Origin of the sequence: Pseudomonas sp. B1(2018), from assembly GCF_003097365.1 — a bacterium.
Classification (GTDB): Bacteria; Pseudomonadota; Gammaproteobacteria; order Pseudomonadales; family Pseudomonadaceae; genus Aquipseudomonas; species Aquipseudomonas laurylsulfatiphila.
The window spans coordinates 1-21,642 of the sequence record NZ_PYUK01000005.1 but is presented as its reverse complement, the minus strand read 5'-3'; the positions used below and the strand labels follow the sequence as shown (position 1 = coordinate 21,642).

The window sequence follows — 21,642 nt, the reverse complement described above, 5'->3', positions numbered from 1 at the left end:
ATTGAATCTGTACAGGTTTCATGGATTTAAAAGCAAAAGATCGCAGCCTTCGGCAGCTCCTACAGGAGGGTGTAGGAGCTGCCGAAGGCTGCGATCTTTTGATTTTTAACCCAGGTTTTGCTCGGTCAATCGCTGCACGACCAATCGCCGGTAATGCGAAGGCGTCATCCCCTTGAGCTGCTGGAAGCGCCGGTTGAAGTTGGAAATGTTGTTGAAACCGGATTCGAAGCACACGTCCGTGACCGGTTTGTCGCCATCGGCCAGCAACTCGCAGGACTTGCTGATGCGCAGGCGATTGACGAATTCGATGAAATTGCGCCCGGTGGCCTGCTTGAATACGCGGCTGAAATACGTGGGCTTCATGCCCAGGTGTTCGGCGACTTCTTCCAGCGGCAATTCCCGGGCGTAATGGGCGAAGATGTAATCCACCGCGCGGTTGGTGCGATCGACGTTGTTCTCGTCGGCCAGTTGCGGCGTCGTGGCGCCGGAGAGCAATTGGTAGTCGTCGGTGGCCGCGAGCAACTCCAGCAGAATGAAAAAGTGCCCGAGACGGGTCGCACCGCTGGTATCGGCGATGCGTTGCATCAGATCCATCGCCTTGGCGATAGTGTGCTTGCCGCGAAATTCGATGCCGTACTGCGCGCGCTCCAGCAAGGGTGCCAGTGTCTTGAGCTCGGCGAACACTTGATAGCCGCTGTCGAACAACTCGTCGGTGAAGTTGACCAGCATGTCGCGCTTGGGCACCACTTCGTCCTCGGCCACCTGGCTGATCCAGTTGTGGGGCAGGTTGGGGCCCGTCAGGAACAGGGATTGCGGATGGAAGTTGCCGATGTAATCGCCAATGAACACCTTGCCGGAACTGGCGACGATCAGGTGCAACTCGTATTCCTTGTGGAAATGCCAGCGCACCAGCGGGCAGGGAAAACCGTGCTGGCGGTAGATGATGGACAAACCATTGTGGTCGTCCATCAACTCATAGGAGGGATCGGTGACTCTGGCGGTGCGGGTCATATCCAGGGTGGTCTTGTGTTTTTCAGGCGCCAATCATGCACCCCCGCCCAGGACAGTTCCAGTTCCCCGGTCTTACTTCTTGTTCTGTCCCCTGGAAAGGTTGATTTCCCGGCAATAGCTGACCAGTTGTGTCGCTCCAATAAAGTCGGCACTGATGATGCTGCACTTCTGCGTCCATCCAGTGCCCGGAGCAAACCACTCGTTCAATTCCCGGGTGATTCGTTTTACACCGGCCAGTTCTCCATAACTGGTGGCGGATAACGACCAGAGCGCGCTTTCGACGGGCGGATTATTCAGTGTTCTTTCAATGTACTGCCTTAACTCTTCGGGAGAAGTAAAGTCGTTGCCACTCCATTCAACCGGGATTTTTGGCCAATAGAGGGGAGAGTTGAAGTCCGGATGCCAATCGGCGGCAAGTACGATTCTTTGCAGGGGATTTATTTTCTTTAGTGCGCCCAGTGTCAAATAACGGTTTTCTCGCGGAATCAATCGCCTGCCCAGTTCACTCATGATGGCCTCATCAAAGCCTGTGTAGTCGAAACTCTTTTCATCAAGGCCTTTGAGTTCGCGCATATCCAGCACGACGAACTCATCCGGGTTTTCATTGAGGAAAAAGTCCAGGCTCTTGAACAACTCACTCAACGATCGCCCCCTGAGCAGCTTGAAGCCGTGAAACGTATGGAACTTCCTGACTCCCAGCCAGTGCTCGTCTGAATGGAATCGCAAGTCGAGTACCCGGACACCCTCGTTGAGCTGCTGGATAAAGGGTCCATCCTGGCACACGAACCAGTGACTGACGGGTTGAACGTGGATCGGGTAAGAGAAGTCATAATCCACTCCCGCGTTATGGGCGCCGGGCCAGACCAGTTCCGGGAGGGTTAACTTGTCAATGGAAGACGTCGCCGACATCCAGTTTTTGTAGGGGTAAGTATTTGTCATCGTGCAGTCCGTTGCTAATTAAGAATAAAAAACGCCCGACTATCAGGTTTGATGTCGGGCGATTTATTCTTGGTCGCAAGTCAGGCACTGCACAAGTTGTCAGTGTTTCGGGATATTGTTATTGCTGGCTGTTTTTCGCCTCTATCCATTGCGCCATGTATTGAGTGCTCTTGTGCTGATGATGACGCAGCATGCTGCCAGTAAAGTTGTCTCGCCTGATGTTGGCCAGATCCCGTTGGCAATCGACCAGCCGCTGGATCAAGGCCGGGCCATGAACGGATGTGCGGTAGCGACTGGCAAGCAGGGTTTGCCCGTGCGCCTGGGCATCGAGCCAGCGCGTCTTGTCGTTGTGCAGTTGCACGGCCTGATCGGCGAACTCCCGTGCCGAACGGGTCACTGCACCGGGCCACGCTTGTTCGCCATGCATCGCTTCCGCACCGACAGGCGTTGTCACATTCGGTGTGCCACAGAGCATTGCATCGACAATCTTGCCTTTGATTCCCGCGCCAAAACGCAGCGGCGCCATACAGACCCGTGCCGACGACATGACCTGCAGGGCGTCCTGCGCCCAGTTCATCACATGAAAACCCTGGGCCGGGTTATGCAGGGCGGTCGCCTTGGGGGGGGTATAGGCACCATAGATATGCAATTGGGCGCCGGGCAATTGCTCGCGAATCAGCGGCCAGATAGCGGTTTTCAACCAGAGCACTGCATCCCAGTTGGGCGCATGGCGAAAATTGCCGATATGAAGAAAGTGTGCCCGGTCTTCGAACGCCACCGGCGCACGGGTCGGCAGTTCGACCATCAATGGGCACCAGTGCAGCAAGTTGCGCGGAATTCTGAACTGCTCGACCAGCAATTCGATTTCCACTTCGGAAACCATCAGCGTCAAATCACAACGATAAAACGAGGCGATCTCACGCTTCGCTAGATCGGTATTGGCCATGTGTTCAAACTCTTCACGCGACGCCGGGGCGAACAGGCCGCTGAAGTCATTGTTGTCCTGACTGGCCTTCAAGCGCTCCTTGAGGCGTTGATGCCGACCCTGCCTGAGGCTTTGCAAGTCGCAACTTTCCAGTACGCGCAACGCGTCGGGACAATACTTCTCGACCCGCCACCCGAACTGTTCCTCCATCATGAATTGATCGAACAACACGATGTCCGGCGCCAGTTCACTGATGAAGGTGTCGAAACTGCTGTTGTTCAGCTCGATGGGTACTTCACGAATACCCAGCGCCGTCAGGTCGGCGCGCTGTTCGCCGAAACCTGCCGGGCTGCTGAAGGTGATATCCCAGCCTTGCTGCAGGAAAACCTCGAGAATCTGCATGACATGCCCGCTGGCCGCGGACGAGCGGGGCTCGGGCCAGACGTAACCAATGACCAGGACTTTGGTTGCGCGGGGCTCAATCATGTACGGAATTTCCTTGAAGCGAAGACAGGGCAGGGACGAAAAAGGCGCGCATTAAACCACAGTGGATCGCCAGGTCACTCGAGAATGCCTTTGACCTTGTCGCGCAACTGATCAATGGAGAAGGGTTTGCCGATCACGTGCATGTCGGCGGGCACGTCGATGCTTTCGGCATAACCGCTGGCAAACAGGATGGGCAGGTCGGGGCGTATCGTGCGGGCGAGGGTGGCCAGTTCGCGACCATCCATGATCGGCAGGCCGACATCCGTCATCATCAGGTCAATGTGTTGATTCGAGTCCCTGAGTGTCTCCAGAGCCTGTTCGCTGCCGTCGGCTTCCAGCACCTCGAACTCCAGTTCCTCCAGTACGTCGACAATCAGCATGCGCACGATGGCATCGTCTTCGACGACGAGGATGGTGTAGGCGTTGGCGGATGACATAGTGAACTTCCTGAAAAGATTGGCATTGCCGGTCGCTGGAAATCACCGGCCTCTTGCATCAGTAAGTGGCAGATCCAGACAAGTTCCCGAGGTGGCGCAAAAAAGAATGCGGCAGGTCGGCAAGGATAACCTGCCGTTTTGCGCGGGCGCAGCTGAATGTAGGAGTTTGCGCGAAAACATGTCAGAAAAATGGATCCATGTACCAGTTTTGGGGCAAACTCCTTGCATCCTGACAGTTCGACAAGGCCTGCCCCATGACCTCCGCGTCCTCGGTTGATGAGCAACGATTTCGTAAACTCCTGAGCCGCAATATCAGCCTGCCGTTGGGGCTGGGCCTTATCAGCGCGGTGTTCTTCGTTTCGCTGATCAGCTATCTGCTGTCGACGATCCAGTGGGTGGAACACACCGACCGGGTGATCAATAACGCCAATGAAGCGGTCAAGCTGACCGTGGACCTGGAAACCGGCATGCGCGGTTTTCTGCTCAGTGGCGACGAGCATTTCCTCGATCCCTACGAAACCGCCAAGCCGCGGGTTGCCGTGGCCCTCAACACCTTGCTCGAGCTGACGGCCGACAACCCGGTGCAGACTGACCGCTTGCTGCGGTTGCAGGCATTGCAACAGGAGTGGGCCAGCTATGCGCAATCGTTGATCGATCTGCAGCGCAGCAGCGGTGATTATCGCTCGGTAGTGAAGGCCGGGCGCGGCAAACGCCTGACCGATGAAATTCGCAAGCAGTTCGAGGAGGTGATCGATACCGAACAACAGTTGCGCGCAACGCGCAATGATGAGGTGCGCCGCACCACGGTCTGGAGCATCAGTCTCTATCTGTTGTTCATCGCGGGTGTCAGTGGTTTGCTGGCGTATGTCGGGCGGCGTGATTTGCTCAGCCTGTCGCAAAGTTACAGCGTCAATCTCGCCGCCCAACAAACCAGTGCCCAGCGCCTGGAGCAACAGGCCTGGCTGCGCAACGGTCAGACCGAGCTCGCCGAGCAGGTGCTGGGACAGTTGAGCCTGAACCTGCTGGGGCGCAACATCCTGCAGTTTTGCGCGCAGTACCTCGGTACCGCCGTGGCGGCGCTCTATGTTCGGGAAGACCACGGCGGTCTCAGGCGCATCGCCAGCTACGGTTTTTCCCGCGAACAGGAAGAGCGCGAGCAGCAGATTTACAGCGATGAAGGCATTGTCGGCCAGGTGGCGCAGCAGGCGCGGTTGATTCGCCTGGACGAGGTGCCGGGGGATTATTTCAAGGTCAGCTCCGGCCTCGGAAACGGATTGCCGCGCAGTGTGCTGGTGGTGCCGACCAGCGACGACGACCGGGTCAATGGCGTGATCGAGTTGGGTTTCCTGCGTCCGCTGGATGACCGCGACGTCGCGTTGCTGGAATTGATTGCCGGCAACATCGGCACGTCCATCGAGGCCGCACGCTATCGCCATCGCCTGCAGGAAGTGCTGGCCGAAACCCAGCAGCTCAATGAAGAGTTGCAGGTGCAGCAGGAAGAGCTCAAGACCGCCAACGAAGAGCTCGAAGAACAGTCGCGGGTGCTCAAGGAGTCCCAGGCGCACCTGGAAACCCAGCAGGTGGAGTTGGAGCAGACCAACGAGCAACTCGCCGAGCAGGCAGAAGTGCTGGCCGAGCAACGCGACGCCATGGACCTGAAGAACTCCGAACTCAATCAGGCGCAGATCCAGCTCGAAGAGCGCGCGCTGGAACTGCAGCGTTCGAGCAAGTACAAGTCCGAATTCCTTGCCAACATGTCCCACGAGCTGCGCACGCCGCTCAACAGCTCGTTGATCCTGGCCAAGCTGCTGGCGGAAAACCCGGAAGAAAACCTCACGGCCGAGCAAGTGAAGTTCGCCGAGTCGATCTACTCCGCCGGCAATGACTTGCTCAACCTGATCAATGACATTCTGGACATTTCCAAAGTAGAAGCCGGCAAGCTGGAAATCCGTCCGGAGAATACCAGCGTGGCGCGCCTGGTCGATGGCCTGCGCGGTCTGTTCCAGCCATTGGCCACGGACAAGCAGCTGGATTTCCAGGTGGATTTGCTCGACGGCGCACCGCCGATGCTGTTCACCGACCGCCAGCGCCTGGAGCAGGTGCTCAAGAATCTGTTGTCCAACGCCGTGAAGTTCACTGAAAGCGGCAGCGTCAACCTGTCCGTCGCCGCGGCGCCGAATGACGGCATCGCGTTCAGCATCCGCGATTCCGGGATCGGCATCGAGGCGGATCAGCACGACAGCATTTTCGAAGCCTTCCGTCAGGCCGATGGCACCACCAATCGGCGTTACGGCGGCACCGGGCTGGGCTTGTCGATCTCCCGTGATCTGGCCGCGTTGCTCGGCGGCTCCATCAGCGTGACCAGCAAACCGGGGCAGGGCAGTGTGTTCACCCTGGTCATGCCGCAGCAGTACGTGGAACCGGGCGAGGTGCCTGTCGAACCGATGCGAGCGGTTGCGGTGGCGACGGCTGCGGATGCAGTGCCGCCCACGTTGTCGCCATTGGTAGCCGAAGTCGACATTGCGCGTTTCGACGACGATCGCCACAAAGGGCCGTTCAACAGCCGCTGCATTCTGGTGGTTGAGGACGAGTCGAACTTTGCGCACATCCTCTACGACCTAGCCCATGAACTGGGGTATCAGTGCCTGGTGGCCCATGGCGCCGACGAAGGCTACGACCTGGCCAAGGCGTTCATCCCCGACGCGATCCTGCTGGACATGCGCCTTCCCGATCATTCCGGCCTGACCGTGCTGCAACGCCTGAAGGAGCACGCCGAAACCCGGCACATCCCGGTGCATGTGATTTCGGTCGAAGACCGGGTCGAAGCGGCGATGCACATGGGCGCCATCGGCTATGCGGTCAAACCCACCACCCGCGAGGAACTCAAGGACGTATTTGCGCGCCTTGAGGCCAAGCTGACCCAGAAGGTCAAACGTGTGCTGCTGGTCGAGGACGACGACTTGCAGCGCGACAGCATTGCCCGCCTGATCGGCGACGATGACATAGAAATCACCGCCGTTGGCCTGGCGCAGGAGGCTCTGGACCTGCTGCGCATGTCGGTCTTCGATTGCATGATCATCGACCTCAAGCTGCCTGACATGCTCGGCAACGACTTGCTCAAGCGCATGTCCACCGAAGACATCTGCTCCTTTCCGCCCGTCATCGTCTATACCGGGCGCAACCTGACCCGCGATGAAGAGGCTGAACTGCGCAAGTATTCGCGTTCGATCATCATCAAGGGCGCGCGCTCGCCGGAGCGGCTGCTGGACGAGGTGACACTTTTTCTGCACAAAGTCGAATCACGGTTGTCCCATGACCGGCAGAAGATGCTCAAGGTCGCCCGCAGTCGCGACCGGGTCTTCGAAGGCCGCAAGGTGCTGCTGGTGGATGATGATGTGCGCAACATTTTCGCCCTCACCAGCGCGCTGGAGCAAAAGGGCGCAGTCGTGGTCATTGGTCGCAACGGCCGGGAAGCGATTGAACGACTCAATGAAGTGGAGGACATCGATCTGGTGTTGATGGACGTGATGATGCCGGAGATGGATGGCTTTGAGGCCACCGTTGAAATCCGCAAGGTCCCGCGTTGGCGCAAATTGCCGATCATCGCGGTGACGGCCAAGGCCATGAAGGACGATCAGGAGCGCTGCCTGCAAGCCGGCGCCAACGATTACCTGGCCAAACCCATCGACCTGGACCGCCTGTTTTCGCTGATTCGCGTGTGGTTACCGAAGATGGAACGCATCTAGTGGAGCGCCATTTTTCCGTGGAGCGCAGCAGCGAAATCGAATTGCGCTTGTTGATCGAGGCGATTTATCTCAAGTACAGCTACGACTTTCGCGATTACTCCGGCGCGTCGATCAAGCGTCGGGTCAATCATGCGTTGAGTCAGTTCGAGTGCCAGACCATCTCGGCGTTGCAGGAAAAGGTCCTGCACGATCCGGCCGCTTTCATGCAATTGCTGCAATTGCTGACCATCCCGGTCAGCGAGATGTTTCGTGACCCCTCGCACTTCCTGGCCATCCGCAAGGAAGTGGTACCGCTGCTGCGAACCTACCCCTCGATCAAGATCTGGATCGCCGGATGCAGCACCGGGGAAGAGGTGTATTCGATGGCCATCCTGTTGCGCGAAGAGGGCTTGCTCGACCGTACGATCATCTACGCGACCGACATCAATCCGCGCTCTCTGGAAAAAGCCAAGCAAGGGATTTTCTCGATGGAGAACGTCCGCGCCTACACTGCTAATTACCAGCAGGCCGGTGGTCAGTGTTCGTTTGCCGACTACTATACGGCGGCCTATGGGTACGCGATTTTCGACAAGACACTGCGCGATAACGTGACCTTCGCCGATCACAGCCTGGCGACGGACAGTGTGTTCTCCGAAACTCAATTGATTTCATGTCGTAACGTATTGATTTACTTTAACAAAAAACTCCAGGATCGAGCTTTCGGACTGTTTCATGAGTCCCTCTGCCATCGCGGATTCCTGGTGTTGGGCAGCAAGGAAACCCCGGATTTCTCGGCTTTTGGAGATAAATTCGAGCCGCTGGTCAAACAAGAACGGATCTATCGAAAAACATGAACAGTGCAACGAATCTGTCAGCTATCGAAGCGATCGTGATCGGTGCCTCCGCCGGTGGCGTTGAGGCGCTGTTGAACATCCTCGGGCCGCTGCGCGAAGGTTTTGCGTTGCCGATCATTGTCGTGCTGCACCTGCCGGACGAACGCCGCAGCCAGTTGGCGGACGTGTTTGCCCGCCGGGTTGCCATGCCGGTGCTGGAGGCGTGCGACAAGACCGCGGTCGAGGCCGGCACGCTGTATTTCGCCGCGCCCGGTTATCACCTGTCGGTGGAGCGGGACCGCAGCTTTTCCCTGAGCCTGGAGCCTCGAGTGCATCATTCGCGACCCGCCATCGATTACCTGTTCGAATCGGCCGCCGATGCCTACGGCACCGGGCTCGCTGCAGTCTTGCTCACAGGCGCCAACCGCGATGGCGCGCGCGGGCTGGCCCAGGTCAAACAGTGCGGTGGCATCACTATCGTGCAAGACCCGCAAGAGGCTCAGGTCGCCACCATGCCCCAGGCTGCACTGGATATGCACCGGCCAGACCACATACTTTCTGTACGCGGCATCGGCCGTCTGCTTGTCGAGATGGAACGAATCGCATGCTGAGTAATATCCAGGCCAAACTGCTGATCGTGGACGATCTGCCGGAAAATCTGCTGGCGCTTGAAGCGCTGATCAAGCGTGAGGACCGGATTGTGTACAAGGCGCTGTCCGCCGACGAAGCCCTGTCACTGCTGTTGCAGCACGAATTCGCCATGGCCATCCTCGATGTGCAGATGCCGGGCATGAATGGCTTCGAGCTGGCCGAGTTGATGCGCGGCACCGAAAAAACCAAGAACATCCCGATCGTTTTCGTCAGTGCCGCCGGGCGTGAAATGAACTACGCCTTCAAGGGCTACGAAAGCGGTGCCGTGGACTTCCTGCACAAGCCACTGGACATCCACGCGGTCAAGAGCAAGGTCAATGTGTTCGTCGACCTGTATCGCCAGAGCAAGGCGATGAAGGAACAAGTGCTGGCCCTTGAGCAAAGTCGCCGCGAACAGGAAGCCCTGCTCAGGCAACTGCAGAACACCCAGCTGGAACTGCAACAGGCGGTGCGCATGCGCGACGACTTCATGTCCATCGTCGCCCACGAAGTGCGCACGCCGCTCAACGGCCTGATCCTTGAAACCCAGCTGCGCAAGATGCACCTGGCCCGGGACAACGCCGCTGCCTTCACCCTGGACAAGATGCACGCCATGGTCGATCGCGACGAGCGGCAGATCAAAAGCCTCATTCGCTTGATCGAGGATATGCTCGATGTCTCGCGCATTCGCACCGGCAAGCTGTCGATCCGGCCGACACGGTTCGATCTTTCGACGCTGGTTCGCGATTTGCTGCACAACTTTTCCCGGCAGATCGACGCCGCCGAGACGTCGGTGACCCTCGATGCCGAGCAACCGGTGATCGGAAACTGGGATGAATTTCGTATTGAACAGGTCATATCCAACCTGTTGACCAATGCCTTGCGCTACGGGGCCAAGAGCCCGGTCTCGGTGAAGGTATACAGTGAAGGAGGGCTGGCGCTGGTCGATGTGCGCGACCAGGGGATCGGGATCGACGAAGAAAACCAGAAGCGCATATTCCAGCAGTTCGAGCGCGTATCGGCCAGGCAGGCCGTCGCCGGACTGGGCCTGGGATTGTTTATTTCAGAACAGATCGTGACCGCCCATGGCGGTACAATCACCGTCCAGAGCCGGATTGGCGAAGGCGCCTTGTTTCGCGTTTGTCTGCCGCTGTAGGAAAACAGCCAGATAAACGCAACCTCTGATCGACCTCACGGTCGTATCAGCAGCAATTGACCGAACAAAGGCTTCCCATGAGCGAAGATGCACAAGACGTAGTACTCGTTGTCGAGGACGATCCCTCGATTCTGATGGTGCTGTCCGCTTATCTGTCGGGCGAGGGGTATCGCGTACTGCAGGCCGAAAACGGCGAACAGGCGTTTGAAATCCTGGCGAGCAAACCCCACCTGGACATGATGATCACCGACTTCCGCCTGCCCGGTGGAATCTCCGGCGTGCAGATCGCCGAACCCGCCGTGAAGCTGCGACCGGAACTCAAGGTGATCTTCATCAGCGGCTACGCCCAGGAAATCCGTGAGACCGACAGCCCGATCACGCGCAAGGCGCCGATCCTGGACAAGCCATTCGATCTGGATAAATTGCAGGAACTGATGCAGGACATGCTTTCGTAAGCACGCTGCCGGTTTTCGTACCTGTAATTTCTGACAGTTGACTGGGGTGTTGTATCAGCAGATAACCTTTCGGACGTCATGTGGCTCATCCCTGCATGTCAATCCGGAGCGGGGGCCATGCACAGACATACACCAACACTTTCAGTGATTGATCCGCGTCGTGCCGTGGTCCGTGAGGTTGCCTATCATCGGCGCACGGACCAGCCAGCCCCTCAGGTACGCATTACCCAACACATCTACAGCCTGCACAACCGTGCCAGTCATAGCCGCGATCCGCGGCTTTTTGCCCTGTTTGAGGGCAATCAGTCCACTCCCGCCAATCAAACCACTGTCACCACGCTCACCGGGCAGCCTTTGCTCAACGAGAATCTGGACGCCGGATGGCGAGTCAGCCTTTACGGTGCTGCCGGGCAAAGATTGGACAATTGGGACCAGAAACGTAATTACCTGCGTATGACCTACGATTCATCTCTGCGTCCTGCTCGGGGTTTTGAGTCGACGATGGGCGAAGCAGAGCAGCGGACGGCTTGTTTTGCATACGGTGACGGTTCGCCGGAGTCCGCCAGGCACAATTGCTGCGGTCAACTGATTCGCCACGATGACAGCGCGGGTACCCGACACTTCACCGAGTTCGGTTTATTCGGTGCACCTCTGCACCAGAGCAGACGTTTTTTGCTGCAGCTTCAGTTACCCGACTGGCCGGAGAACGAAACCGAGCGTGACAGATTGCTCGAGTCCCAATCTGCGCTCACGCAAACAGCTTTTAACAGCGTTGGTGAGCTTGTAGGGCATGTTGACGCTTTGGGCCACGCACAACAGCAGCGACAGAACGTTGCCGGTCAATTGTGCGAATTGCGCCTGAAGCTGGCGGATGCCGATGATGAAATCATCCTGATGGGTGACATTCAGTACAACGCGTTCGGACAAATAGTGCAGCAAACGGCCGGCAACGGCGTCGTTGCTCGCGCCGTTTTCGATCCCGAGGATGGGCGGCTGACAACGCTGCACGCGCAAATGCCAAGTCAGCCGCCGTTGCAGAGTCTGGCGTATGCCTATGATCCGGTCGGCAACCCGATTCGCATGACTGACGCCACTCAGTCGATCCGTTACTCGCGCAATCAAAGCGTTGCCGCGATCAGTACCTGGCAGTACGACACCCTCGGTCAACTCATCGAAGCCAGTGGTCGACAGCGCTGCAATGCCCCCGGCGGCCCCCATTTACCGGCCTTCGTTTCGCCACCGGACCCTGGCCAGCTTGAGAACTATCTACAGACGTTCGACTACGACGCCGGTGGCAACCTTGAGGTTCTGCATCACCACGCTGACAGCGCATGTCGAACCGAAAGAACGGCCATTGCCTCCTTGAGCAACCGTAGCCTGCCTTGGGTCGATGGCAGCGAATCACCAGCGGACAGTGAAATTGATGCTGCTTATGACGCCTGCGGCAATCTCAACGAGCTGCAACGAGGACAGGCACTGCACTGGGATGCACGCAACCGCTTGCATCAGGTCGATCAGGTGGTGCGCGAGGACGAACCTGCGGACTCGGAGGTTTATGTCTATGACGGCGATGACCAGCGTGTGCGAAAAATCCGTACGGCTTACACCGGAACATTGACCCGTACTCATGAAACCCGTTTCTTGCCGGGCGTGGAAATTCGTACGAGTCCCGATGAGACCCTGAATGTCATCAGTGTCCAGAGCGGACGATGCACCGTAAAGATCCTGCACTGGGAAAGGGGGTCATCGCCGGACGGCGCCCGGAATCAGCTGCGTTACTGTCTTGCCGATTATCAGGACTCCAGCACGCTGGAACTGGATCAAGACGCCAGGATCATCAGCCAGGAAAGCTACTACCCCTACGGTGGCACAGCCTGGTGGGCGGGCAGGGATAAGGTTGAGGCCAGCTACAAGACCATTCGTTATTCGGGACAGGAGCGCGACGCGACGGGGCTGTATTACTACGGATTGCGCTATTACATGCCGTGGCGACAGCGCTGGTTGAACGCCGACCCGGCAGGCGTGATAGACGGGTTGAATCTGTATCGGATGGTGGGGAGTAATCCGACCGGGTATGTCGATAGGCTTGGATTGGCCAAAACCCGGATTGGCAAGGTGAGACGCGTCACGGCGACCCTCGCTGCATTTGGCCGTGGAACCGTTAAAGTGGCCGCAGGATATGGCGCAAAGCAGTTGGTAAAAAAGGCACTGAACGCATCGCTGGGGCAACTGGCACGTTACCCTGTTGCAATCCTGTCGGGTATGGCAGCGGGCTATGTCGGTGGCTCGACGGTGGCCCATCTTCTGGATCGCGAAGGTGACAGCGGTATCGGCAAAAGCCTGACCGTGGCGGGTGCAGGCATTATCAGCTTTGGTGTGGGTTTCGCCGTTGGTTTAACAGTGCCCGACCCCATCGGTATCGTAGAAGGGGTTGCTAAATCAATGGGCTCGAAGGCGGTTGATCGGGTCGTTTCCCGTATAGGGCCTTCCATCGTTCCCGACATCAGCACACGAGGTGCTTTGGCCGTCAATACGATTGCCAACTTGAGCGGCAATATGGCCAAGGGCTTGTGGTCCGGGACAGCACCTGACGGCGTTCATCCAATACTGAATTCCATGGCCGGAGTCGTTATAAAAAATACGGTGGGCGCAGTCATTCGTTTTGTTGGAGGCGTGGACTCTCGATCGTATGAAAGCAGGCATCGCGAATTGATGACATTGCCAACGGGCGGGGAGTTGATCGATGCCGGAAAATCGTTGATTCACAATGCGGCGGTGCAGTCGGTTTACAAGCTGGGCAATACCGAAGTCGACACCGGGCTGACCGCCGTTTTGGGGCTGCAGACCTCAGAGTCGGCATGGCGGGCCGGGGTCAGCCAGTTGAAGCCCGTTAATGAGGTCGCCGCTATCGGGATCTACTTGCACAGAGAGCAGCGAAACGGGCAAGTGGTCGCGGCGCATAAAAAAACACCCGGTATGACGATGCAGGTATGACTGAACAGGGGCATGGACATTTCCATTGCCCGAACTCAGGCGCTGATCATCTCCCGCACCTTCGCCGTCAACAGATCGAAGGTGAACGGCTTGGTGATCATCTGCATGCCCGGATCGAGGAACCCGCCGCGTACGGCGGCGTGCTCGGCGTAGCCGGTGATGAACAGCACTCTGAGGTCGGGCCGCAACTGTCGGCCGATTTCCGCCAGTTGCCGGCCGTTCATACCGGGCAGGCCGACATCGCTGATCAGCAGGTCGATGCGCTGGGTCGAATCGAGTATCGGCACGGCGCTATCGCCATCACAGGCTTCGACGAAGGCATATCCCAGATCGCTCAACACCGTGCTGACCAGCACCCGCACCGCCGGATCGTCCTCGACGATCAATACCGTTTCGCCATTGTTGGCGAAGGGCGAATGTTCGACATTGACCGGATGCTCCTGAGGCAGGTCACCCCCGAAGCGTGGCAGAAACAGACTCACCGTGGTGCCTTCGCCCACTACGCTGTGGATGACGACGTGACCGCCTGACTGCTTGCTGAAGCCATAGATCATGGACAAGCCCAGCCCGGTGCCCTGGCCGATCGGCTTGGTGGTGAAGAACGGGTCAAAGGCGCGGTTGACGATGCTTTGCGCCATGCCGCAACCAGTGTCGGTGACGCTGAGCACGACGTAATCACCGGCATCGAGATTGCTCTGGGACTGGGCAAAGTCCTCGTCGAGGTGCCGGTTCGAGGTAGAGACCACCAGCCTGCCGCCATTGGGCATGGCATCGCGAGCGTTGATCACCAGGTTGAGCAGGGCGCTTTCCAGTTGATTGGGGTCGGCTTCGGCTACCCAGAGTTGCTCATCGAGTTGCATGTCCAGGCGAATGCTTTCGTTGATGCTGCGTTGCAGCAGTTCATCCATGGAGATCACCAGGGCGTTCATCTCCACGGGTTTGGAATCCAGCGACTGGCGGCGGGAAAACGCCAGCAGACGGTGAGTCAGGGCCGCCGCGCGGTTGGCCGAGGTCACCCCCAAGTCGATCAGGCTGTCCAGATCTTCGGTACGGCCCCGGGCCAGGCGTCGACGCAACAATTCCAGGCTGCCGATGATGCCGGTCAGCATGTTGTTGAAGTCATGGGCGATGCCGCCGGTGAGCTGGCCGACGGCTTCCATTTTCTGCGACTGGCGCAGCGCCTCTTCGTTGTGACGCAGTTGCGCGGTGCGCTCTTCCACCTGCTGCTCAAGGGTTTCGAGGGTGTTTTGCAGGCGCAATTCACTTTGGCTCAGGTCGACCAGCCGATCCCTGGCCTCGTACTGTCGTCGCCGTCCGCGCAAGGCGGTGGTGACCAGACTGATCAGTGTGATCGGGTGAAAGGGCCGTTCGAGGAAGGTGACATTGCCCAATTGCGGGCCGAAACGTGATGCCGGATTCTGTTGCGGGCCGCCATGGTGGGTCATCAACACGATCGGCAGGTCCGACCATGCGGGCTGCTGTTCAATCAGCCGGATCAGCGGTTCGAGATCACTGCCCAGCAGCGCTTCGCTGGAAATCAGCAGCAGGCCGGCACCGAGCTCCAGCTCGGCGCACAGCCCGGGCAGGTCCTGACTGATCACCCCGTGAAACCCGGCCTCGTTGAGCATCATCAAGGCAATCTGGCTGTCACGCCCTCGCGGCGCAAGGATGATGGTGCGCTCGGGTGTCGCCAGCAACGCAGTCACCGGATATCTTCCGCAAGCAAGGGGTTGCTCGCCCCGAGATAAGTGGGCACCCCGCGCAGTACGCCCTGGAAGGCTTCCAGCGGTTCACCGATGGTCATGCCCTGGGCGCTGATGCGGTATTCACGGATGGTCGATTCATGGCTGCCGGTGCGTTTCTTGATGATCGAAATGGCCCGGCGTACCTTGCCCAGGGCTTCGAAGTAACGCAGCAGGATCACCGTATCGGCCAGGTAGGTGATGTCGACCGGGGCCTGCATGTCGCCGACCAGGCCATGCTGGGCAACCGTCATGAAGGTAGCGGCGCCTTTTCGATTGAGGTACAGCAACAACTCGTGCATGTGCAGCACCAGGGCGTTCTCTTCCGGCATTGCCGCCTGATAGCCATTGATGCTGTCGATCACCACGGTCTTGATATTGCCTTCGTCGACACAGCGCCGCACCCGGTGGGAGAACTCGCCGGGAGACAGCTCGGCGGCGTCCACCTGTTCGACCAGCAGATTGCCGCTGTCTTGCAGGGCCTGCAAATCGATGCCGATGTTCTTCATGCGCTCGTACAGCAACCCCAGCTCTTCATCGAAGATGAACAGTGCGGCTTTTTCACCCCGGGCCACCGCCGCGGCGGCGAACACCATGGAGATCAGCGATTTGCCGGTCCCGGCCGGACCGAGAATCAAGGTGCTGGAACCTGTTTCGATACCGCCGCCCAGCAGCGCATCCATTTCCCGGATGCCACTGGTCAATTGCTGGCGCAGGTACTGACCGCGATGTTCGGCGGCCACCAGACGCGGAAATACATGCACGCCGTCGCTGGCGATGGTGAAGTCATGAAAGCCGCCCCGGTATTTCTGGCCGCGGTACTTCACCACGCGCACGCGCCGGCGCTCGGCACCGTAATTGGGTGTCAACTCCTCCAGGCGAATCACGCCGTGGGCGACGCTGTGCACGGTCTTGTCCAGTGACTCGGTGGTCAGGTCGTCGAGCAGCAAGACCGTGGCGTCGTAACGCACGAAATAATGTTTGATGGCCAGGATCTGCCGGCGATAGCGCAGCGAGCTCTGTGCCAGCAGGCGAATTTCGGAAAGGCTGTCCAGGACGACACGTGTCGGTTTGACCCGTTCGACCACTTCGAAAATCTGCCGGGTGGCCTCGCCCAGTTCAAGGTCGGAGGAATACAGCAGCGTCTGCTGCTGTTCGGCATTGAGCAGGTTTTCCGGAGGCGTCAGCTCGAAGATGTGGACGTTGTCATCCATCTCCCAACCATGGGACAAGGCGCCCTGGCGCAGCTCGCGTTCGGTTTCAGACAGCGTGATGTACAGCGAGCGCTCGCCGGCTTGCGCACCGGCCAACAGGAAGTGCAGCGCCACCGTGGTCTTGCCGGTTCCCGGCTCGCCTTCCAGTAAAAACACATGACCGCGGGACAATCCTCCATCGAGGATATCGTCCAGGCCTTCGATACCGGTGGCCGCCTTGGTACGGTTCAATTCGTTGGTTAGAGACAAATAAGAGTCCTCTCGTGGCCAGGAGCAATGAGGCAGCCTCTTGGAAGTGCCGCAACGGGCTGCCTTTTCACTTGACCCCTGGCCCGGACGAGCGTTCAACCTTTTTTAACGCAAAAGGATCGCAGCCTGCCCTGTAGGAGCTGCCGAAGGCTGCGATCTTTTGCTTTTAAAGCCCCTGCTGCAACGACGGATCATCAGGGTTCATCTGTTCAAGCTGGGCCGTGAGGATCTGCACGTTTTGCAGCTGCCCGCTTTCCTTCCAGTAGTTGATCAGCAGCACCCGTGCCTTGCGATCGTTCGGATGGCGCTGAACGATTTCCTGCAACTGAATCTGCGCCGCTTCGAGTTCCTGCTCGCCGCGCAGTGTGGTGGCCAGGTCGTAGCGGTAATCCCGGTTATCGGGTTCAAGCTCGACGGCCTTGGATAGGCCGAGCAGGGCGAATTCGCTTTGGTCGTGATGCAGGAGCCAGAGCCCCAGGGCATGTTGCAGATAGGCCGAGTTGGGCTGTGCCTGAAGTTGCCTGGCCAATAGCTGCCGGGCGGCGTCGTTCTGCCCTTGCTTGTCCAGCACTTCGATTTGCAGCACCAGCGCCGGCAGGTTGTCCGGCGCCAGGCGCAGGGTGTTGTCCAGCGCCTGTTGCGCTTCCTTGAGTTCGGCGTTGTGCAGGTGCAGCCGGGCCAACTGGTATTGGTTTTCGGCGCTTTGCGGTTCGCTCTTGAGCACCTGCTCCCAGGCATCGATCGCTTGCTCCAGCGGTCCGAAATACAAGCCGAGTTCATCCGGGGACAACCCCAGCAGCGCGTTGATTGTCGCCAGCCGCACGTTCTGTTCGCTGTCGTCGAGCATTGGCCCCAGCAAAAGACTGCGTTGGCCGTTCGGTACCAGGGCGCTGATGCTCCTGATCGCCGCGATACGCACTTCGGGCGATTCGTTCTGCAAGTCGGCATCCGCCAGTTTCAGGGCCACCGAGCTTGGATAATTGGGCAGTTCGGCATGCAACCAGACACGGCGCTTGGGGGACAGGTCCGGACGCTTCAACTGCTGATAGAGCACCCGCGCGGCACCGGGTTGACCGCCCCGGGCCGCTGCCAGCGCTTCGCTGTAACCGTGTTGGATGGCTTCGGGAACCACCGGGGTGGTATCGCGCAGGGAAAACCATGCAAGGCCGATGACGAGCAGGGCGAAGAGGCTGATAAACAGATAGCGGCGGGACTGGGGCATGCAGGAATCCGGAAGCTGGCGAACTTTTGCAAAGGCGCCAGCTTCGGTCAGGCCAGGCCTTGAGTCAAACCTTGAAGACGTTCACTGACGATTCAAACCGTGGAAAAGCCCTCCCGCCAGCGATCAATGGGCCTGCAAACGGCGTCGCCAGCAAAACCTCTCAAGGCACCGCCACAGTGACTACGCTTGCTGGAAGTGTGTCGACGGGTGTTCCCATGCAAGCGTTGTTGCAGTACTTCAAGGCCATGCTCAACCCCGGCCCCGGGGTGTTGCTGTTTGCCTTGCGAACCATAGCGGCGGGGTTATTGACCCTGTACCTGGCGTTTTTGTTCGATCTGGATCAGCCCAAGTGGTCGATCATGGCCGTGGTCATCATCAGCCAGCCACTGGGGGGCATGGTGCTGGCCCGCAGTTTTGGCCAGGTGATCGGCACCACGCTGGGCGCTGCCGTGGCGGTGTTGATCATGGCGATCTTTCCCCAGGCTCCGCTGCCGTTCATCACCACCCTGGCATTGTGGCTGGCGTTGTGCACCGCCGGTGGCACCTTGTTGCGCTATACCAGTTCCCAGGCGTTTGTCCTCAGCGGCTACACCGCCGTGGTGGTGGCCTTGCTGGCGGTGCCGGATCAGGACGGCATGTTTCTGCTGGCGGTGACCCGCGTCACCGAGACCTTGCTGGCGGTGGCCTGTGTGTGTCTGGTCAGCCTGCTGACCGCCAGGCCGGAAACCGTGGCCCGTGACTACTTCGCCAGGATCGACCAGATCATCCGGTTGCTGGCCACCCATGCCAGCGCCGTCCTTCGCACCGAAGAGAGCGAAACCGATTTCCAGCAGCGACAAATGCAGCTGTTGGGCCAGATCAGCGGTCTGGAGGGTGTGCGCCGGCACATGTACTTCGATGCGCCACGGTTGCGCAGTGCCAACGGCCTGGTGCAACTCTTGGGCAACCAATTGGTGTTGTTGACCGCGCGGCTGACAGCCCTGCGCCACCAGCGGCTGCTGTTGACCGAGCGCTGGGAGGGCGAGTTGCCCGAGGAAATTCAACGGATACGCGCCGAAGAACTGGCGTTTCTCGATGAGCTGGCGCGGGAGGGGCGTTCGCTGTCCAGTGAGCAGCGCCATCACTTCACGTCGTTGCAACAACGCTTCGATGAGCTGGCCTACAGGGCCGAACAATTGACCGAACCACTGCCGGCCACCTTGCGCTCGCTGGCCTGGTCGCTGCGCTGGGAGCAGGCTCGCCTGCTGCAGCAGCTTGAGCAGATTCTGGAGTTGAGTGATGCCATCCAGAGCGGGCGACCGGCCAGCAGCGTGTTTCGCGGGCGGGAAAATCCACTGCATCTGGACTTCACCCTGGCGACCATGAATGCCATCCGGGCTTTTTCTGCGCTGTTGATTTGCGGCCTGATCTGGATCGAAACCGGCTGGGACGGTGCGCGAGGCGGGATGGTGCTGGTGGGCATCCTTTGCTCGCTGATGTCGACCTTTCCAAGGCCGCTGCTGGCGGTGCAAAGCTACGCGAGGGGCTTTGGGTTGGCACTGGTGGCCTCGGCGCTCCTGCAGTTCATGTTCGTGCCGATGATCAGCAATTTCGAGATGCTTGCCTTGCTGTTGGCGCCCTTGCTCTATGCCGTTGCGGTGGGGCTGGCCAGTCCACCCACGACAGGCACCGGCATTGGCCTGGGGCTCACGACTTTTCTGTTGCTCGGTCCGTTGAACGTAGGGATCGGTCAAAACACCGCCATCCAGTGGTTCGAATTTGCCGGGGCCTATACCTGCGCGACCGTGCTGGCGTTGAGCGTCTATGCGCTGATTTTTCCGTTCAGGCCGGATTTGCGCATGAGGCGGCTCCATAAAGAGAACTGCGAGCAGGTGTACGCCTTGCTGAAAAACGCGCCGACCGATGAACAGCAGTTTGCTTTCGAGAGTCGCATGGTTGATCGCCTGACCATGATGCTGGGGCTGCTGCCGGCAACGCAGGAGCCACAATCCCATGAGCGCTTTCAAGTCAGCCTGGCCTGCATGGCGCTGGGGATTGCGATGAATCAGCTCAGGCAGCAGGGGCAGAACAACGCACTGTTGAGTCCGGATCTGCAAAATCGCCTGTTTTCCACCGTCCGGGAAACGGGCAGGCTGGTTGCCGGCCGGCCCGGTGTCGAAGTGACACGGGTGCTCGATAGCCTGCACGCCCTGGGCGACGAACTGGATGCCCTGCATACCGATGTCCATGAGCATTTGTGGTCGGTGTTCCGCATGCGCGTGGCGCTGTTGATCGTGGTGTCGTTCGTCGAGCGTTATCGCGGCTACTTTCAACCCTCCGGCATTGAAGGAGACCCTGTCCTTGCCCATTGATCTGGAAGTGGGTGGCGCCTATCTGCCCCCGATCGCCCAGGCGTTGCTGCTGGGTTTGCCGATTTTCCTGCTGCTGGACTGGGTGCTGCGGCGCCTCGGTGTGCTGCAGTTCGTCTGGCATGAGGCCTTGTTCGAAGGCGCGTTGTACGTCTGCGTCTGTGCCACCTTGATACTGGTGATGGGAGTCTGATGCCTTGAAGAACATCCTTCCCCGACTCACGACGCTGGCGGTGGTACTGCTGGCCTTGATCCTGGGCTGGTTCGCCTGGGAGCATTACACCCGTGCCCCTTGGACCCGGGATGCCCGGGTGCGTGCCGATGTGGTGACCCTGTCCGCCGATGTCTCGGGGCGAATCGTCAGCCTGGCCGTGCAGGACAACCAACATGTGAACAAGGGCCAGACGCTGCTGGAGATCGATCCGGCGCGTTACACACTGGCGGTGGAGCATGCCAAGCGTGCCGTTGAGGTATCGAAAGCCTCGCTCGGGCAGGCCCAGGCGTCCATTACCGCCAGCGAAGCGTTGCTCAAGCAGCGTCAAAGCGAGGAGCAGCGGCGGCGCACGCTCAAGGACCGTTCGGCGATTTCCGGCGAAGAGTGGGAAAAAGCCAACACGGATGTGTCGGTGGCCCAGGCTGATCTGCTGCGAAATCAGGCCAACCTGGTGCTGGCCGAGGCCAACGTGCAACTGGCCATCGCGGCCTTGACCCAATCGGAGCTTGATCTGCAGCGTACCCATGTCGTCTCCCCGGTGACCGGCTATGTCACCAACCTGCTGACCCGGGAGGGCGACTACGCCTCGGCCGGGGGGCCGTTGCTGGCGCTGGTGGACAGCGATTCGTTCTATGTCAGCGGTTACTTTGAAGAAACCAAGTTGCCGCGGATCGGCGAGGGCGACCGGGTCAGAATCGAATTGATGAGTGGCGAAACCTTCGGCGGCAAAGTGCAGAGCATCGCCTTTGCCATTGCCGACCGGGAAAACCTGCCGGGCGGTCGCCTGTTGGCCAACATCAACCCCAGTTACACCTGGATCAAACTGGCGCAGCGGGTGCCGGTGCGGATCGAGATCGATGCCGACTATGCCGGTAAGGACAAACTGCGTGCCGGGACAACCGCTACCGTGACCGTCCAGGAAACCCGACGCTAAACCCTGTAGGAGCTGCCGAAGGCTGCGATCTTTTGATCTTGATCTTCACAAAAAGGATCAAAAGATCGCAGCCTACGCAACCGACGACAACGAAGTGTTAGAACTGGCAGGAAGACGATACAGTAAAA

The 21,642-nt window shown here is 59.1% G+C and carries 16 protein-coding genes; 9 read left to right on the top strand and 7 right to left on the bottom strand.

The features are described from left to right. Positions 1-105: 105 nt before the first annotated feature. The 4 genes from C9422_RS09075 to C9422_RS09060 all read right to left on the bottom strand — a co-directional run bounded on the left by C9422_RS09075 (position 106) and on the right by C9422_RS09060 (position 3,798). Complete coding sequence (locus tag C9422_RS09075) at positions 106-1,011, bottom strand: AraC family transcriptional regulator (RefSeq protein ID WP_116580679.1); 906 nt, start codon at positions 1,009-1,011, stop codon at positions 106-108. A gap of 72 nt (positions 1,012-1,083) precedes the next feature. Beyond that, positions 1,084-1,950 carry a phospholipase gene (locus C9422_RS09070; protein WP_116580397.1) on the bottom strand — a complete coding sequence of 289 codons (867 nt, stop codon included), beginning with the start codon at positions 1,948-1,950 and terminating at the stop codon, positions 1,084-1,086. A gap of 118 nt (positions 1,951-2,068) precedes the next feature. Next, positions 2,069-3,361, bottom strand: coding sequence for a glycosyltransferase (locus C9422_RS09065; protein WP_116580396.1), 1,293 nt, complete (start codon positions 3,359-3,361; stop codon positions 2,069-2,071). 74 nt (positions 3,362-3,435) lie between these two features. Continuing rightward, entirely contained in the window at positions 3,436-3,798 is a 363-nt protein-coding gene (locus tag C9422_RS09060) for a response regulator (protein WP_116580395.1), read from the bottom strand. 254 nt (positions 3,799-4,052) lie between these two features. On the opposite strand from C9422_RS09060, the gene C9422_RS09055 reads away from it, so the two are divergent. The 6 genes from C9422_RS09055 to C9422_RS09030 all read left to right on the top strand — a co-directional run bounded on the left by C9422_RS09055 (position 4,053) and on the right by C9422_RS09030 (position 13,591). Beyond that, on the top strand, positions 4,053-7,544 hold the full coding sequence (locus C9422_RS09055; RefSeq protein WP_116580394.1) for a response regulator: 3,492 nt from the start codon (positions 4,053-4,055) through the stop codon (positions 7,542-7,544). Next, the gene (locus C9422_RS09050; protein WP_007970578.1) at positions 7,544-8,377 is read left to right on the top strand and encodes a protein-glutamate O-methyltransferase CheR; all 834 of its coding nucleotides are present in this window, start codon (positions 7,544-7,546) and stop codon (positions 8,375-8,377) included. The genes C9422_RS09055 and C9422_RS09050 overlap by 1 nt, the downstream gene beginning before the upstream one ends. Next, positions 8,374-8,967: a chemotaxis protein CheB gene (locus C9422_RS09045; protein WP_116580393.1), complete on the top strand. Its 594-nt coding sequence runs from the start codon at positions 8,374-8,376 to the stop codon at positions 8,965-8,967. Before C9422_RS09050 ends, C9422_RS09045 begins: the two co-directional genes overlap by 4 nt. Then, positions 8,961-10,142: a hybrid sensor histidine kinase/response regulator gene (locus C9422_RS09040; protein WP_116580392.1), complete on the top strand. Its 1,182-nt coding sequence runs from the start codon at positions 8,961-8,963 to the stop codon at positions 10,140-10,142. The genes C9422_RS09045 and C9422_RS09040 overlap by 7 nt, the downstream gene beginning before the upstream one ends. Before the next feature lie 77 nt (positions 10,143-10,219). Continuing rightward, a complete protein-coding gene (locus C9422_RS09035; RefSeq protein WP_007970583.1) occupies positions 10,220-10,597 on the top strand; it encodes a response regulator in 378 nt (125 codons plus the stop codon). 117 nt (positions 10,598-10,714) lie between these two features. Continuing rightward, positions 10,715-13,591: an RHS repeat-associated core domain-containing protein gene (locus C9422_RS09030; RefSeq protein ID WP_116580391.1), complete on the top strand. Its 2,877-nt coding sequence runs from the start codon at positions 10,715-10,717 to the stop codon at positions 13,589-13,591. 35 nt (positions 13,592-13,626) lie between these two features. On the opposite strand, the gene C9422_RS09025 is transcribed toward C9422_RS09030, so the two are convergent. The 3 genes from C9422_RS09025 to C9422_RS09015 all read right to left on the bottom strand — a co-directional run bounded on the left by C9422_RS09025 (position 13,627) and on the right by C9422_RS09015 (position 18,018). Next, on the bottom strand, positions 13,627-15,297 hold the full coding sequence (locus C9422_RS09025; RefSeq protein WP_116580390.1) for a response regulator: 1,671 nt from the start codon (positions 15,295-15,297) through the stop codon (positions 13,627-13,629). After that, entirely contained in the window at positions 15,294-16,796 is a 1,503-nt protein-coding gene (locus tag C9422_RS09020; protein ID WP_007970585.1) for an ATPase domain-containing protein, read from the bottom strand. Before C9422_RS09020 ends, C9422_RS09025 begins: the two co-directional genes overlap by 4 nt. Positions 16,797-16,962: 166 nt before the next feature. After that, positions 16,963-18,018: a tetratricopeptide repeat protein gene (locus C9422_RS09015; RefSeq protein ID WP_116580389.1), complete on the bottom strand. Its 1,056-nt coding sequence runs from the start codon at positions 18,016-18,018 to the stop codon at positions 16,963-16,965. 215 nt (positions 18,019-18,233) lie between these two features. On the opposite strand from C9422_RS09015, the gene C9422_RS09010 reads away from it, so the two are divergent. From C9422_RS09010 to C9422_RS09000, 3 genes are read left to right on the top strand one after another with little or no spacing between them, the layout of a single operon-like run. Then, positions 18,234-20,369, top strand: coding sequence for an FUSC family protein (locus tag C9422_RS09010; RefSeq protein ID WP_116580388.1), 2,136 nt, complete (start codon positions 18,234-18,236; stop codon positions 20,367-20,369). Beyond that, positions 20,359-20,559 (top strand): DUF1656 domain-containing protein, encoded by a 201-nt coding sequence (locus C9422_RS09005; RefSeq protein WP_015095039.1) that lies wholly within the window; start codon positions 20,359-20,361, stop codon positions 20,557-20,559. The genes C9422_RS09010 and C9422_RS09005 overlap by 11 nt, the downstream gene beginning before the upstream one ends. A gap of 4 nt (positions 20,560-20,563) precedes the next feature. Beyond that, positions 20,564-21,514, top strand: coding sequence for an HlyD family secretion protein (locus C9422_RS09000; protein WP_116580387.1), 951 nt, complete (start codon positions 20,564-20,566; stop codon positions 21,512-21,514). Positions 21,515-21,642 lie beyond the last annotated feature (128 nt).